The organism is Levilactobacillus tangyuanensis (genome assembly GCF_003946545.1).
Taxonomy (GTDB): Bacteria; Bacillota; Bacilli; order Lactobacillales; family Lactobacillaceae; genus Levilactobacillus; species Levilactobacillus tangyuanensis.
Window position 1 is genome coordinate 32,076 of sequence record NZ_RHOA01000012.1, and the last position, 15,505, is coordinate 47,580.

A 15,505-nucleotide genomic window follows, 5' to 3' on the forward strand; every position below is an offset into this window, starting at 1 on the left:
CGTGTGCATGGCTAAGATTCATGAATTAGCGTCCGTTTTAGCCGACCAAATCGCGGCCGGGGAAGTCGTCGAGCGTCCCGCGTCCGTGGTTAAGGAACTGGTGGAAAACGCAATCGATGCCAATAGTACCCAGATCGACATTACGGTCGAAGAGGCTGGTCTGAAGCGGATTATGGTGGTCGATGACGGGGATGGTATTGCCGATGAGGATGCCGAAATGGCCTTCAAGCGGCATGCGACCAGTAAGATCACGGATCGACGCGATCTATTTCGAATTAAATCATTGGGATTTCGTGGTGAAGCGCTGCCCAGTATTGCTTCCGTGGCGGACGTCACCATGGCGACGTCGACCGGCGACGTGGGGACGCTGATTCACAACGTTGGCGGTAAGATTGTCACGCACACGGCCGCCGCAGCACGCAAGGGGACCACGATTACCGTGGCCGATTTATTTGGTAACGTGCCGGCCCGTCTGAAATATCTCAAATCACCGGCGACCGAGTTATCGCGGATCACGGATATTGTGAATCGACTGGCTCTTAGTTATCCTAACGTGGCCTTCTCGTTGGTTCACGATGGTCGTGAGCTAACGCGGACCACCGGCCGAGGCGACTTACGCCAGGTGATTGCCGGCATCTATGGCGTCCAAACGGCGCGGAAGATGGTGGCGATTCAGGGCAAGAATCCAGACTTTACCGTCCGCGGCTTCGTGAGTTTACCCGAGCTGACCCGGGCGAGTCGTCAATACATCTCGCTGTTGTTGAATGGCCGTTATATCCATAACTTTCAATTAAGTAAGGCCTTGATCGCCGGCTATGGGTCTAAACTCATGGTTGGCCGTTATCCCATTGCGGTCCTAGATATTCAGATGGACCCCGTTTTGGTGGATGTGAATGTTCATCCCACGAAGCAAGAAGTGCGTATAAGCCAGGAACCAGAGCTAACGCAACTGATTCAGGAGACGGTCTTTAAGCGCCTCGCCCAGGAGAATTTGATTCCGGACGTCGCCGATGAGGCACCCGTTCGGCATCGCGAGAAGGCCACGGCTGATCAATTGACCATGGCCTTGAATGAGGCGTCGACGAAGTATGAAGCGCCACGCACGAGCATGACGACGCCCAGTCCACGGACGCCGGAGCATCGACCCGTTACCACGGGGACTCAGGCCACGACGGCGGAGGCCTCGACCAAGGGTCCCCAACCAATGACGGCGCCTACCACGGCACCGGTTGAGCCCCTGATGATTCGTCAGCGAACGGATCTGAAACTTCCGGCCGTTCAAGACTTTGACCAACGGTATCGCTCTGAACCAGCCTTTGCCCCATTGGGCGCGGCACCGGTCGTTGATGAACCGACAGCCGAGTCCCTGGCGCTCAAACCAAGTCCGGCACAACGTTTCCCGGACTTGCGGTATCTCGGCCAGGTTCATGGCACCTATTTGTTAGCGGAAGCCGATGATGGCCTCTACCTAGTTGACCAACACGCCGCGCAGGAACGCGTTAATTATGAGTATTATCGCCAGGCGATCGGCGAGGTCAGTGACGATGAACAGAAGTTACTCGTGCCGATTGTGTTGGATTACCCGACAACGGATATCTTGGCACTGAACGATCACTTGCCAACACTGGCTAGTGTGGGCATTCATTTGGAATCCTTTGGGCCCAACAGCCTGATCGTTCACGAGCATCCAACCTGGTTTAAGGCCGGGCAGGAGACCGATACCATTAAGGAAATGGTGGACTGGGTGTTAAAGGACGGTAAGATTTCGGTGGCGGCCTTTCGTGAGAAGACGGCGATCATGATGAGTTGTAAGCGGGCCATCAAGGCTAACCATCACTTGGATGATCAACAGGCCAGGGCCCTGCTTAAGAAGTTGGCAACGGCCGAGAATCCGTTCAACTGTCCCCACGGGCGGCCGGTGTTGGTTCACTTCACGGATCAAGACTTGGAGAAACTGTTCAAGCGAATTCAAGATCCGCATCACAGTGGTGATGATTGGCTCGAGTCCTAGGCTTCCAGTTTGCGGTGCCAGTGTGGTACAATTTGTAAAAGCAAACGTATGTTTCATTTAAAGGAGCTAATTTAACCGATGTATGAATACCTTCGCGGTGTCATTACCGCAGTTTATCCCGATCACGTGGTGGTCGATGTTGGTGGCGTGGGCTATTTGGTCAACACAGCCAATCCCTATCGTTATCAGGTCAGTGATGAACCAACCACCATCTACGTTTACCAGGCCGTCAGTGATACCGCACAGACGTTGTACGGTTTCGTTGATTTTGCGGAAAAGCAATTGTTTTTGAAGCTGATCAACGTGAATGGTATCGGGCCGAAAAGTGCCCTGGCGATTTTAGCCAATCCCGATCATCAAGGCCTACTGGTGGCCATTAAGACCAATGACGTGGGCTTCTTGACCAAATTTCCCGGTGTTGGGAAGAAGACGGCCGGGCAGATTGTGCTGGACCTGCAGAACAAGCTGGATGATTTGGCACCGAGTGAACCGGGCGAGTTATTCACGCCCGAAACGGTTACCGATGCCCCTGATAATCCAGAGCTGGCCGATGCCTTGGCCGCTCTGGGTGCCTTGGGCTATCGAGAGACGGCCGTTAAAAAGATTACGCCGCAGCTTCGCAAGTTCACGGGCCAGACGACCAATGACTATCTGAGTGAAGGCTTACGATTATTGACAAAGTAGTGGGAAGGAGACGAGACGATGAACGATGACGACCGGTTAGTATCACCAGAACCAACGGATGACCAAGAGGATTCAGTCGAGAAGTCCTTACGTCCCCAGACGCTGGGCCAATACATTGGTCAGGCACCGATTAAGCATGAGCTGAGCGTGTACATTCAGGCGGCTAAGCAGCGAGAAGAGTCGCTCGACCACGTGCTATTGTATGGACCACCTGGCCTTGGGAAGACGACCTTAGCCATGGTGATTGCCAATGAAATGGGCGTGCAGATTCGAACAACCAGTGGCCCGGCGATTGAGAAGCCGGGCGATCTGGTGGCGTTGTTAAATGAATTACAGCCCGGCGACATTCTCTTTATTGATGAAATTCATCGATTACCGAAGGTCGTTGAAGAAATGCTGTACTCGGCCATGGAAGATTTCTATATCGACATCGTGGTCGGCCAGGGGCCAACGGCGCATCCGGTTCACTTCCCATTGCCACCGTTTACCCTGATCGGGGCGACCACGCGGGCCGGACTACTGTCGGCACCGTTGCGCGATCGTTTCGGAATTGTCGAACGCATGGCGTACTATGAAACGGCGGACTTGCAAGAGATTGTGTCCCGTTCCGCCGACATCTTCCACACGAAGATTGCGACCGAGGGGGCTCACGAGATCGCATTGCGGTCACGGGGAACACCACGGATTGCCAACCGCTTGTTGAAACGGATTCGCGACTTCGCCGAGGTTTCACCCGATCACACTGCCATCGACCTGGCCATTGTGGATCACGCGCTATCCCTGCTACGGGTTGATTCCGCGGGGCTCGATGCCACGGATATCAAGTTGCTGACCACGATGATTGACTACTATAACGGGGGACCGGTTGGTCTCAATACGTTGGCGGCCAACGTCGGTGAGGAAACTGAAACGGTGGCGGCCATGTACGAACCCTACTTGTTGCAACGCGGTTACCTGAAGCGCACCGCTCGTGGGCGAGTCGTAACGGCTGCCGGCTATGCCCATCTTGGGCGCCAGTTACCCGATATTAATCAAGCGTAAAATGCTGACCGAAATTCCCGTGGGACTTTCGGTTTTTATTTTGCGATGAAATTGAATAAGCCGAACGACCGATGATGATCGGGTAGGGATGACAACGTTTTCTTGAAAAGCGGGCGAAAATTCCGAACATCCTGAGAAATTCCAGAAATAATTGGACGGATCCCTTAGATTCTGGTAAAGTTGTCCAGTAGATAACTTATGAAGGAGTGAACCAAAAGTGTTTAATACTTTAATCGTCGCCATGGCCAATCCATTTCAAAATAATTCGTCATTATTCATCTTAATTATTTTCTTGTTCCTGTTGTATTTCTTCATGTTGCGGCCGCAACAAAAGCAACAAAAGAAGCACCAACAAATGGTTAGTCAAGTTAAGAAGGGTGACCACGTGATCACCATCGGTCGTTTGCACGGTGTCGTTGATGAAGTCAACCAAGCCGACAAGACGGTTACGCTTGACTGTGATGGCATCTACCTGGTCTTTGACCTCCGGGCCATCTCAACGGTATCAGCCCCAGCCCCAACTGCTGCGCTCGAACCTGAAACTAAGGACGAAGCCGACAGTGAAGCCAGTGAAACGGCCGACAGCGAAGCTAGCGATAGTGAAGCCGACACCACGGACGATTCCGAAAAGTAAATTGTCGATTAGAACGACCCTTAGGGGCCGTTTTTTTTATGCCATAACGATTGTGAACAAACACGTGTTCGAGTATAATTTATTTACTAAATGGTCATGAGGGAGGGGTCGCGTTGGTTCCAGAACAATTCACACAACGACAGATTATTCATGTCGATATGGATGCCTTTTACGCCTCAATTGAGGAACGCGAGAATCCCGAACTCAAGCGGCGGCAACTGATTATCGCCCAGGACCCACGCAAGACTGGGGGCAGAGGCGTGGTCACGACGGCCAATTACAAGGCGCGGCAGCTGGGGGTTCACTCGGCAATGAATGCCAACGAGGCGCTGAAGCTGGCGCCCAACGCACTCTTCCAGCCGCCCAATTTTCCGTTGTATCGACAGGTGTCGAACCAGATCCATGCCATCTTTCATGAATATACGGACAAGATTGAACCCGTAGCCTTTGACGAGGCCTACCTGGATGTGACGGAGAATAAAAAGCATCTGCATTCGGCCGTGCAGGTGGCTCATGCGATTCAGGCAGAGATTTTCGATCAGACCCATCTCACGTGTTCGACGGGCATTTCGTATAGTAAGTTCTTGGCCAAGGAAGCCTCGGACTTTCGAAAACCGGTGGGGGTCTGTATCATCCTGCCGGAAGACGCTCACGACTTCTTGATGGCTTTGCCGATCGAGCGGTTCCGCGGCGTTGGTAAGAAGACCGTGCCTAAGATGCATGAATTGGGCATCCAGAATGGGGCCGACTTGTTCACACGCAGCCAGTTGGAATTGATTCATGACTTTGGCAAGTTCGGCTACATCCTGTATCAACGGGTTCGCGGGATTGATGAGCGACCGGTTGAGTACCAACGGGAGCGCAAGTCGATTGGTAAGGAACGGACGTATGGACCGCCGTTGACCACTCAGGGCGAGGTGGAAAATCAACTTCAATACTTGGCCAAACTGGTGGCAACCACGGTGCGCAAGAAGCAACGCCACGGCAAGACGTTAGTTCTGAAGTTTCGCGACAGTGAGTTTCGTACCGTGACGAAGCGCATCACGCAGAAGGAATTCTTGGTGAATGATCCCGAGGTTTATTATGATTTGGCCCTCGACCTCTATCACAGTGTGGCGGAGGAAGGGGAGCAGGTTCGTCTACTAGGAATCACCATAACCGGGCTAGCGCCGCAAACATTTGAGAATTTAAAATTGCCGTTATTTGATGATGTTTGCCGGAAATAGCAGACTTCCTTTGATATTAGGCCGTAAAACTTGTATACTAAAACGCGGTATCGACGCGGCTTAGTCGAAAAAATCGGATAGAAAACGGGTGGAGCTCATGGCAATTGAAACCGCCATTTTAGATAAAATCAAAGCAGCACAAACGATTATTATTCATCGCCATCAACGGCCGGATCCCGATTGTATCGGGGCCCAATTAGCCTTACGAGACATCTTACAGGCTAGTTTTCCTGATAAGACGGTTCTCGCGGTTGGTAAGCACTATCCTGGTTTTGACTGGATGGGCCAGGCAGATCAGGACGTGGCGGATGAGACCTACAAGGATGCCTTAGTGATTGTTGTGGACACGGCTAATCAGCCCCGAGTCGATGGCGAGCGGTGGCAGACCGGTAAGTCGGTGGTCAAGATTGACCACCATCCCAACGATGACGCCTTTGGTGACCTTCAGTGGGTGCTGGACCAAGCGTCCAGCACCTCGGAGATCATCTACGATTGGTTTGCGGTGAACGCGGCCGATTTGACGATGCCCGACAATGCCGCGCGGCTATTGTATGCCGGAATTGTTGGCGATACCGGGCGGTTTATGTACCCGGCGACGTCGGCCAACACCCTGGCCGTTGCCGGAAAGTTATTGACCTATGACTTTTCAGCCACAGCTGTGAACCAGGCCGAGGATGAGATTACACCGGCCTTAGCCCGGCTGTCGGCCTATTTGTACCAGAACCTAGAGATTTTACCGAGTGGGGCAGCATTCCTGAAGTTAACCGACGAAATTGTCGAGTCCTTCGGGTTAGCTGCTAAGGATTCGACCTCGGCCATTGTTCCGTTACCAGGTAAGATTACCACCGTTGTGGCGTGGGCGATCTTCGTTGAGGCCAAGGACCATACCTTCCGTATTCGATTACGGTCGAAGGGACCTTCCATCAATGAATTAGCTAAGAACCACGGCGGTGGCGGCCATGCTTTGGCCAGCGGCGCAACAGCGCACGATCAAGCCGAGATTGACCAGGTTATCCACGAGCTCGATGAGTTAGTGGCTAACGATAAAGGAGAAAATGAATGACCGCAGATTTTAAAGCATTTAACTTGCAGCCGTATATTATGACGGCCCTGCAAAAGATTAACTTCACCACACCAACTAAGGTGCAAGAGAAGTTAATTCCGGTAATCGCTTCCGGAAAAGACGTTGTGGGCCAGTCCCAGACGGGTAGTGGTAAGACGCACACGTTCCTGCTACCAATCTTCAACCAACTCACCTCAGAAAACCAGGTTCAGGCCGTCATTACGACGCCTAGCCGTGAATTGGCCTACCAAATTCGGACCGCAGCTGAGCAGTTAGCCGCTGAGGCCCCCTTTGAGATTCGGATTGGGAATTATGTGGGGGGAACGGATAAGCAGCGCCAAGTGGCGAAGCTTCATCATTACCAACCACAACTTGTGATTGGGACCCCCGGTCGTGTTCTGGATTTGATTCAGGACCAGGCCTTGGATGTTCATACGACGCGTCAGTTCGTTGTCGATGAAGCCGACATGACACTGGACTTGGGATTCCTCGACCAGGTTGACAAGATCGCTGGTCGGATGCCTAAGCACCTACAAATGATGGTGTTCTCCGCAACGATTCCACAACGACTGGATCCATTCTTACGGAAGTACATGAATCATCCCGTTATTGAAGAAATTCCAACGGCCACGGTGATCAGTTCCACCATCGATAACTGGCTGATCTCCACCAAGGGTCAGAACCGGAATCAATTGATTTACCAATTGATCACCATGGGCGAACCCTACCTGGTCTTGATTTTTGCCAACACGAAGACGCGGGTCGAACAGATCAATGACTTCTTAAAGGCTCAGGGATTAAAGGTTGCGATGATTCATGGGGGGATCAAACCTCGTGAACGTAAGCGGGTCATGCGTGAAGTTAAGAATCTTCAATATCAATTCGTCGTGGCCACCGATTTGGCTGCCCGGGGCATTGATATCGAAGGGGTCTCCCATGTTATCAACGATGACATTCCAGAAGACCTCGACTTCTTTATTCACCGGGTTGGCCGGACCGGCCGTCAGGGGATGCCAGGAACGGCCATCACCCTGTACTCACCCGATGAAGAAGGCAAGATCAGCGAAATCGAAAAGATGGGGATCAAATTCCAACCTAAGCGAATCAGTGATGGCGAAATTGTCGATTCCTATGACCGTAACCGGCGGACCAAGCGGGTCAAGAGTACCGCTAAGCTGGACCCAACGTTAATAGGGATGGTCAAGAAGAAAAAAAAGAAGATCAAGCCTGGTTACAAGCATCAGATTAAGCAGGCCATTCATGCCAAGAAGGACCAAGAAAAGCGGATTGCGGCCCGTCAAAGCGCTCGTAATGAGCGGAAACGGCGGAAGCGCGAGTCAGACCGTTATCAATAGTCGATGACAGGCGGCCGACGATGTTCGGTTCGTCATTTAAACTGGCAGACATCAGAATTGACAAGGGCCCCTTGGCCACCTATAATTTTGAATGGACAATTAAATATCTTTCGAGGATATACCCCTGATCGGTGATTTTCAGAAACGTTTTGGTTGCTGTGAAAAACGATTCGCTAGTCAGTGGGCGCTCCCTCAGCATCATCGCGACTCAGCGTTATGAGTTTAAGAGGTTAACGATTAAAACATCGTTGCAAGTAAAGTGGTACCGCGCTTCGGCGTCTTTACGGGCAACGGTGTTTTTGACATTTTTTGGAGGTTTTTACGAGATGAAAGAGCTATCAAGTAGCCAAATTCGGCAAATGTATCTCGACTTTTTTAAGTCGAAGGGTCACGCAATTGAACCCAGTTCGTCACTGGTTCCTAAGGACGATCCGTCCTTACTCTGGATTAATTCCGGGGTTGCCACGATGAAGAAGTATTTCTCTGGCCAAGTTGTCCCAGAGAATCCACGGATGACCAGTTCACAAAAGAGTATCCGGACCAACGACATTGAAAATGTGGGGAAGACGGCTCGTCACCACACGTTGTTTGAGATGTTGGGGAACTTTTCTGTTGGGGACTACTTCAAGAAGGAAGCCATCACTTGGGCGTGGGAATTACTGACCTCACCCGACTGGTTTGCCTGGGATCCAGACAAGCTGTACATGACGGTTTACCCTAAGGATACGGACGCCAAGGCCGATTGGGAAGCCGCCGGTGTTGCCCCTGACCACATCATTGCGGTCGAAGATAACTTCTGGGATATTGGTGAAGGCCCTTCAGGCCCTGACTCTGAAATCTTCTATGATCGTGGCCAAGCCTTCAACAATCTGGCTGACGACGATCCTGAAAACTATCCTGGTGGCGAAAACGAACGTTATCTGGAAGTCTGGAACATCGTTTTCTCCCAGTTTAACCACGAACCAGATGGTACCTACAAGCCTTTGCCTCGTAAGAACATTGATACGGGGATGGGGCTCGAACGGGCCGTTTCCATTTTCCAAAATGCTAAGACGAACTTTGAAACCGATCTATTCTTGCCAATTATCGAAAAGACTGCTGAGCTCAGCGATGGTAAGATCTATGGCGATAACAAGGAAGACGACGTGGCATTCAAGGTGATTGCCGACCATGCTCGTGCCATCACCTTCGCCATTGGTGACGGGGCTATGCCAAGCAATGAAGGTCGGGGGTACGTTATCCGGCGCTTGATTCGGCGGGCCATTGTGAATGGCCAGAAGTTGGGCATCCAAGGGGCCTTCTTGGACCAACTGGTTCCGGTCGTTGGCAAGATCATGCAGTCCTACTATCCTGATGTTTTGAAGCAAGCAGACTACATTGCCAAGATCATTCGTTCCGAAGAGGATCGATTTGGTGAAACCCTTGACGGTGGGTTGAACCTGTTGAACAGCGTGATTGCCGACTTGAAGAAGCAGGGTGGCACGCAAATCGATGGTGCCGATGCCTTCAAGCTTTACGATACGTATGGCTTCCCGGTTGAACTGACCGAGGAGTATGCGGACGACCAAGGCATCACGGTCGACCAAGATGGCTTTAAGGCTGAAATGCAAAAGCAAAAAGACCGAGCACGTAACGCCCGGGGCAAGCAAACGGCGATGGGCTTACAACACGATCTGTTGATCAATGTTAAGACGCCTAGTGAATACGTGGGCTACACGCAATTAACGACTGAGAGTGCCATGACGGAGTTAGTGGTTGACGATAAGTTGGCTGATGACGTCACGAGTGGCGTGGCTCAGGCCATGTTTGCCCAAACGCCGTTCTATGCCGAAATGGGTGGCCAAGTGGCCGACAAGGGGAACATCCTGGATGAGGCAGGGAACGTCGTTGCCCATGTCACCGACGTTCAGCATGCCCCTAACGGTCAGAACCTGCATACGCTTGACGTGGTTGTGCCAATGAAGAAGGGCACCACCTACAAGCTAGTGGTTGACCAAAAGTTCCACAGCAAGGTTGAGAAGAACCATACGGCGACCCACCTGTTGGACAAGGCGCTTCGTGAAGTCTTTGGTGAACATACCCAACAGGCTGGGTCCTTAGTTGAAGGGGACTACCTGCGGTTTGACTTCACCCACTTTGGTCAGGTCGATCCAGCTGACTTGGCTAAGGCCGAAGCCATTGTAAACGAGAAGATCTTTGCTGAGCTTCCCGTTACCACGGTCGAAACGGACATTGAATCCGCTAAGAAGATGGGCGCGATTGCCTTGTTTAGCGAGAAATATGGCAAGGTCGTTCGTGTGGTTAGCGCTGGAGATTTTGTCACCGAATTCTGTGGTGGGAACCACGTCAAGAATACCAACGAAATTGGCTTGTTCAAGATTGTTTCCGAGGCAGGCGTTGGTGCCGGTGTCCGGCGGATTGAAGCCGTGACTTCGGCGGCAGCCTACACCTACTTGCATGACCATGACAACATTCTGCAAGCCATTGGTCATGACCTGAAGGTTAACCAGGTGACAGACACTGAGGCGCGGGTACAAGCCTTACAAGCTCAGGTAAAGGCATTACAACAAAAGCAAGCGGAATTAGAAGGCAAGTTAGCTAGCCAAGAAGCCGACTCCGTCTTTGACCAAGTGACGACGGCGGGCAATTACCGCCTCATCAGCGGGACCGTTCAGGTTTCCAAGATGGACCAATTACGGGCATTGGCAGACAAATGGCGTGAACAGGCCTTGTCCGATGTGTTAGTATTGGGTGCCGAAGTTAATGGTAAGGCCAACCTGATTGTCGCGGTCAGCGCTGATAAGCAGAAGCAAGTTAAGGCCGGCGATTTAATCAAGGCCATTTCACCTAAGATCGATGGTGGTGGCGGTGGTCGTCCGAACCTGGCTCAGGCTGGTGGGAAGAACCCAGCAGGCCTGCCAGATGCGATGACAGCAGCAACGGAATGGCTTGAAGCACAAGACTAATCTGGTGTATTACGAATAGATTAAATTGTGGAGTGGCCGTTGTAGTTTCACAAGCGATCAGGTAGAATTGAGACTAAATGAGGAAGTGCGGGGGTGTTTTATAGTGAGTTCATTAGACAAAACGATGTATTTCGACTTTGGCGCTAATCAACCCAAAGATGTTCATGATACACTGGTAACGGTTTATCAAGCACTAGAAGAAAAGGGATATAATCCTATTAATCAGATTGTCGGTTACCTACTATCAGGCGATCCTGCATATATTCCGCGCATCAACGATGCTCGGAACTTGATTCGTAAGCACGAACGCGACGAAATCATTGAAGAATTGGTTCGATTCTATCTGAACCAGAATGGACCGGTGAAGCCTTCATGAAGTTAATGGGATTAGATGTTGGATCGCGGACCGTTGGGATTGCGATCAGTGATGCCTTGGGCTGGACGGCTCAAGGGATTGAAATCATCCGCATTAACGAAGACGAAGAAGTCTTTGGTTTAGACCGGGTTAGCGAACTAGTTGCTAGCCACGATGTTGAAGGATTTGTTGTGGGCCTTCCCAAGAATATGAACAATACTCTGGGGCCTAGGGCGGAAGCTTCACAGCGTTATGGTCAAATGTTAACGGATCGGTTCCACCTACCCGTTGACTTCGAAGACGAACGGTTGACAACGGTTGAGGCCGAGCGTATGTTGGTTGAACAAGCCGACACATCTCGGAAAAAGCGCAAGCGCGTGATTGATAAATTAGCAGCCGGGTTAATCCTGCAGAACTATTTAGATCGGCACGGAAAATTAACCCGAGAAAAGTGAGGTTTCCCATGAACGAAGACCAAGAACAAATTACTTTAGTAGACGAAAACGGCAACGAAGAATTATACGACGTTTTATTCACGTTTGAATCCGATGATTTTGGTAAGTCATACATCTTGATTTACCCATCTGGCAAGAGCGATGATGAAGAGGTTGATATTCAAGCGTATGCCTTACCAGCAGACGATGATCCAGCTAACCCTTCCGGTGGCGATCTCCAACTGATTGAATCCGATGACGAATGGGATATGGTTGAATCCGTATTGAACACTTTCTTAGCTGATGGGACCATTGATCCTAACGCAGGCAAGAAGGACTAATTTACGGCGAGAAAAGACGGAAGGACTTCCGTCTTTTTTTGTACGCTCAAACCGTGGGCGTATGGCCCGTTTAATGTTAAAATAAGGCATTGTGTCTAACAGGGGGAAGAAAAAATGACTGAAAACACCCACCGGTTTAAGGCCGTCATCGCGGGTAAGACGTACACGATTGTTGGCCAGGCCACAGATGAACATATGCGGGCTGTGACCACGGTACTGAATGAACAATATTCGCAACTAAAAAAATTATCACCCAATATGTCTAAGGAAGATGCCGCTATTTTGATGGCTTTTAACGCCGTCTCAGACCAATTAAAGCTGAAGGCAGCTAATGACACGGAATCGACCTCAAACACGCCTACAGAGGAAACTAAGTAGCGTGCTGTTGAATGTAGGGATCATCTTGGTGTTGGCCTGGGGCTTTTGGCGCGGTTATCGTCGGGGATTAGTCTTACAGGCCCTGACCACCGTTGGCTATTTGGCCGTTTGGCTGATCGCCCGGGTCGTGGCTCGGCCACTTGCCACTGGCATTAGCGGCGTGTTCTCAAGTGGTGCTCAGCTGAATCAGTCCGCCGGCACGGTGGCAGCGAACGATGCTGGGGCCTTCTTTTTGAATGGCCTGGTCTTCTCGGCCGTCCTGACAGTCGGGTACTTTATCGTGCGTCACTTTGCCCGGCGAGTGAATCGGATTACCCGTATTCCGGTGCTCCATCAGGTTAACGCCTTATTGGGTGGGACGATAAACCTCGTTATTCGTTACGTGGTCGTCTTTATCATCTTAAATCTATTAATCTTATTACCAATTGACTCTTTTCAACAGAGCTATGATGCGGCCCCAGTTGCCCAGTGGATCGTCAAAAAGACGCCGGTCTTATCGACCGAGATTCACCATTGGTGGCTGAAGTAGGCCGTTAGCGCTGTCAGTCAGCGAGAGGAGAAGCTGATGAATCAGAAAACATTAAAAATTATGGAATATGACCGGATCAAGCAAGCCTTACGGGGCTTCTTGGTTTCGGCGGCTGGGCAGCATGAGCTCAGTGACTTACAGCCAACAACGAATGCCGAACATCTACAGAAGTGGTTAGACGAGACAAAGGATGGGGCGGATATCTACCGTTTAGAGAGCGGGATTCCGCTGCCTAAGCTGGATGACATTCGGCCACATTTACACCGGTTGGCCATGGAGGCTGCCCTGAACGGGTTGGAATTGGCTCAGATTAGTCGGGTTCTTTGGACCACGGCATCGGTGGTCAAGTTCTTTGCCGATCTCGCTGAACGAGAGGTCGCTTTGCGGCGGCTCGATCGCGTTGTTAAGGGACTGGTGACCCTGCCAGAGGTGACACGACGTCTACGGACCTCACTAGAGGGTGACGGACATATCACGGATGAGGCCTCACCGGCATTGAAATTAATCCGTCAGCATATTACGCAGACGGAGGCCGCCATTCGTTCGATGATGGACCAATACACGCGTGGTAAGGATGCCAAGTACTTGAGCGAAACGATTGTCACGATTCGTGACGACCGGTACGTGATTCCCGTGCGGGCCGAATACAAGCAACGCTTTGGTGGGATTGTGCATGACCAAAGTGCCAGTGGCCAGACGTTGTTCATTGAACCCCAAGCGGTGGTGAGCCTGAACAACCGCCTTCGTCAAAACCAAATTGACGAGCGGCATGAGGAACAACGGATTTTGGCCGAGTTGACGGCTTTGCTAGAACCCTATCAAGAAGAAATCCTCCGGAACGCCGAGTTGCTGGGCCATCTGGACTTCATCAACGCTAAGGCCAGATACGCGCATCAGCTCCACGCAACGGAGCCGAAATTGTCTGTGGAAAATCAGGTTAACCTGCGTCAGGCACGGCATCCCCTGATTGACCAGCATAAGGTAGTGGCCAACGACATCGCGATCGGTCGCGACTACAAGGCGATCATCGTTACCGGCCCGAACACCGGTGGGAAGACGATTACCCTGAAGACGTTGGCCCTTGTCCAACTGATGGGACAATCCGGCCTGTTCATTCCGGCCAACGAAAACAGTGTCATCGGCGTCTTCGATGATATCTTTGCGGATATCGGGGATGAACAATCAATTGAGCAGAGTCTGAGTACCTTCTCAGGTCATATGGAAAACATCGTGGCCATCCTGAAGCAGGCGGACGAACGCAGCCTGATCGTCGTCGACGAACTGGGTGCCGGGACCGATCCCCAGGAAGGGGCCGCGTTAGCGATTGCCATCCTGGATGAAATCGGGACGCTGGGCAGTTACGTGATGGCGTCGACCCACTATCCTGAATTAAAGGCCTATGGTTATAATCGCCCGGAAACCATCAACGCCAGCATGGAGTTTGATGGTGAGTCCCTGCAGCCAACGTATCACCTATTGATTGGGATTCCTGGGCGCAGTAATGCCCTGGATATCGCCGCCAGATTAGGGATGCCTAGCCAGGTCATCACGGCCGCTCGCGGCTTGACGGATCAGGATAGCCAGGACCTGAACGCCATGATTAGCGACCTGACAGAGCAGAAGCGTCGGGTGGACCGTGACTATGACGATCTGCAAGGCCGATTAAAAGAAACGACCGCCTTACATGAAGACCTACAGAAACAGTTTGACCAGTATCAGCGCCAAAAGGACCAACTGATGTTGGATGCTAAGCGCGATGCGAACCGGCTGGTTGATGAGTCGCGGAAACGCGCTAATCAAATCATTTCGGACCTGCGCAAGAAACAATTGGCCGCCGGTCAGAGCGTGGTCAAAGAGGACGAGTTAATCGCAGCCCAAGGATCATTGAATGCCCTGCAACAAGACACGAAGCTGAAGAAGAACCGGGTCTTGCGGCGGGAAAAGGCCAAGCTTGATTTCCATAAGGGGGATAACGTCCTCGTGAAGTCTTATGGCCAAGTGGGGGTTCTGATGCAACAATTGGACGACCAACATTGGGAGGTTCAGCTGGGCATCTTGAAGATGAAGATTGCGGTTAACGATTTGGAACGGACGAAGGATCCGGCTAAGTCGAAGAAGCAACCCCGGGCAAGCGTTAAGCGAAGTGGCTCCAGTGGTATGTCACCAACCCTGGACCTGCGTGGTCATCGGTATGAGGAGGCCATGCAAGAGGTCGACCGGTACATTGATTCGGCACTGTTGGCCGGGTATCCTTCCGTGACCATTATTCATGGTAAGGGGACGGGGGCCTTACGAACCGGGGTCACCAACTATTTGAAGAGAAATAAAAGGGTCAAGGACTTTGGTTTTTCGGCGCCCAATGCGGGTGGCGACGGGTCGACAGTTGTTCGCTTTAAGTAGTGCTAATAAATTGTAAGCAATTTAGTTGTGATTTTGCCGATTTCTGGTAGACTATGTTTTGCGGACACTGATAACTTTTGATAGGGAG

Annotated in this window: 14 protein-coding genes; all 14 read left to right on the forward strand. The window is 51.4% G+C overall.

Annotated elements, in window-relative coordinates; translation table 11 throughout:
• The first annotated feature begins 7 nt into the window (after positions 1-7).
• The 14 genes from mutL to EKM96_RS08485 all read left to right on the forward strand — a co-directional run bounded on the left by mutL (position 8) and on the right by EKM96_RS08485 (position 15,417).
• Positions 8-2,011 (forward strand): DNA mismatch repair endonuclease MutL, encoded by a 2,004-nt coding sequence (mutL, locus tag EKM96_RS08420; RefSeq protein ID WP_125642499.1) that lies wholly within the window; start codon positions 8-10, stop codon positions 2,009-2,011.
• A 78-nt stretch (positions 2,012-2,089) separates the two neighbouring features.
• On the forward strand, positions 2,090-2,695 hold the full coding sequence (gene ruvA, locus EKM96_RS08425; protein ID WP_125642502.1) for a Holliday junction branch migration protein RuvA: 606 nt from the start codon (positions 2,090-2,092) through the stop codon (positions 2,693-2,695).
• A gap of 18 nt (positions 2,696-2,713) precedes the next feature.
• Positions 2,714-3,736 carry a Holliday junction branch migration DNA helicase RuvB gene (gene ruvB, locus EKM96_RS08430; RefSeq protein WP_125642505.1) on the forward strand — a complete coding sequence of 341 codons (1,023 nt, stop codon included), beginning with the start codon at positions 2,714-2,716 and terminating at the stop codon, positions 3,734-3,736.
• A gap of 241 nt (positions 3,737-3,977) precedes the next feature.
• Complete coding sequence (gene yajC, locus EKM96_RS08435; protein WP_125642550.1) at positions 3,978-4,370, forward strand: preprotein translocase subunit YajC; 393 nt, start codon at positions 3,978-3,980, stop codon at positions 4,368-4,370.
• Positions 4,371-4,528: 158 nt separating this feature from the next.
• Positions 4,529-5,596 carry a DNA polymerase IV gene (gene dinB, locus EKM96_RS08440; protein ID WP_125642553.1) on the forward strand — a complete coding sequence of 356 codons (1,068 nt, stop codon included), beginning with the start codon at positions 4,529-4,531 and terminating at the stop codon, positions 5,594-5,596.
• A 97-nt stretch (positions 5,597-5,693) separates the two neighbouring features.
• Entirely contained in the window at positions 5,694-6,659 is a 966-nt protein-coding gene (locus EKM96_RS08445) for a DHH family phosphoesterase (protein WP_125642508.1), read from the forward strand.
• On the forward strand, positions 6,656-8,014 hold the full coding sequence (locus tag EKM96_RS08450; RefSeq protein WP_125642511.1) for a DEAD/DEAH box helicase: 1,359 nt from the start codon (positions 6,656-6,658) through the stop codon (positions 8,012-8,014). The genes EKM96_RS08445 and EKM96_RS08450 overlap by 4 nt, the downstream gene beginning before the upstream one ends.
• 326 nt (positions 8,015-8,340) lie before the next feature.
• Positions 8,341-10,980 (forward strand): alanine--tRNA ligase, encoded by a 2,640-nt coding sequence (alaS, locus tag EKM96_RS08455; protein ID WP_125642514.1) that lies wholly within the window; start codon positions 8,341-8,343, stop codon positions 10,978-10,980.
• A 103-nt stretch (positions 10,981-11,083) separates the two neighbouring features.
• A complete protein-coding gene (locus EKM96_RS08460; RefSeq protein ID WP_024746979.1) occupies positions 11,084-11,356 on the forward strand; it encodes an IreB family regulatory phosphoprotein in 273 nt (90 codons plus the stop codon).
• Entirely contained in the window at positions 11,353-11,790 is a 438-nt protein-coding gene (ruvX, locus tag EKM96_RS08465; protein WP_125642517.1) for a Holliday junction resolvase RuvX, read from the forward strand. Before EKM96_RS08460 ends, ruvX begins: the two co-directional genes overlap by 4 nt.
• A gap of 8 nt (positions 11,791-11,798) precedes the next feature.
• Positions 11,799-12,110 (forward strand): DUF1292 domain-containing protein, encoded by a 312-nt coding sequence (locus EKM96_RS08470; RefSeq protein ID WP_061776727.1) that lies wholly within the window; start codon positions 11,799-11,801, stop codon positions 12,108-12,110.
• Positions 12,111-12,224: 114 nt separating this feature from the next.
• The gene (locus EKM96_RS08475) at positions 12,225-12,488 is read left to right on the forward strand and encodes a cell division protein ZapA (RefSeq protein WP_125642520.1); all 264 of its coding nucleotides are present in this window, start codon (positions 12,225-12,227) and stop codon (positions 12,486-12,488) included.
• A 1-nt stretch (position 12,489) separates the two neighbouring features.
• Positions 12,490-13,017 (forward strand): CvpA family protein, encoded by a 528-nt coding sequence (locus EKM96_RS08480; protein ID WP_125642524.1) that lies wholly within the window; start codon positions 12,490-12,492, stop codon positions 13,015-13,017.
• Positions 13,018-13,053: 36 nt separating this feature from the next.
• Entirely contained in the window at positions 13,054-15,417 is a 2,364-nt protein-coding gene (locus EKM96_RS08485) for an endonuclease MutS2 (protein WP_125642526.1), read from the forward strand.
• Positions 15,418-15,505 lie beyond the last annotated feature (88 nt).

Bases quoted from the DNA above. Each gene is read 5' to 3' on its own strand.
- mutL (WP_125642499.1), top strand. From the start codon at position 8: ATGGCTAAGATTCATGAATTAGCGTCCGTTTTAGCCGACCAAATCGCG.
- ruvA (WP_125642502.1), top strand. From the start codon at position 2,090: ATGTATGAATACCTTCGCGGTGTCATTACCGCAGTTTATCCCGATCAC.
- ruvB (WP_125642505.1), top strand. From the start codon at position 2,714: ATGAACGATGACGACCGGTTAGTATCACCAGAACCAACGGATGACCAA.
- yajC (WP_125642550.1), top strand. From the start codon at position 3,978: ATGGCCAATCCATTTCAAAATAATTCGTCATTATTCATCTTAATTATT.
- dinB (WP_125642553.1), top strand. From the start codon at position 4,529: ATGGATGCCTTTTACGCCTCAATTGAGGAACGCGAGAATCCCGAACTC.
- EKM96_RS08445 (WP_125642508.1), top strand. From the start codon at position 5,694: ATGGCAATTGAAACCGCCATTTTAGATAAAATCAAAGCAGCACAAACG.
- EKM96_RS08450 (WP_125642511.1), top strand. From the start codon at position 6,656: ATGACCGCAGATTTTAAAGCATTTAACTTGCAGCCGTATATTATGACG.
- alaS (WP_125642514.1), top strand. From the start codon at position 8,341: ATGAAAGAGCTATCAAGTAGCCAAATTCGGCAAATGTATCTCGACTTT.
- ruvX (WP_125642517.1), top strand. From the start codon at position 11,353: ATGAAGTTAATGGGATTAGATGTTGGATCGCGGACCGTTGGGATTGCG.
- EKM96_RS08470 (WP_061776727.1), top strand. From the start codon at position 11,799: ATGAACGAAGACCAAGAACAAATTACTTTAGTAGACGAAAACGGCAAC.
- EKM96_RS08475 (WP_125642520.1), top strand. From the start codon at position 12,225: ATGACTGAAAACACCCACCGGTTTAAGGCCGTCATCGCGGGTAAGACG.
- EKM96_RS08485 (WP_125642526.1), top strand. From the start codon at position 13,054: ATGAATCAGAAAACATTAAAAATTATGGAATATGACCGGATCAAGCAA.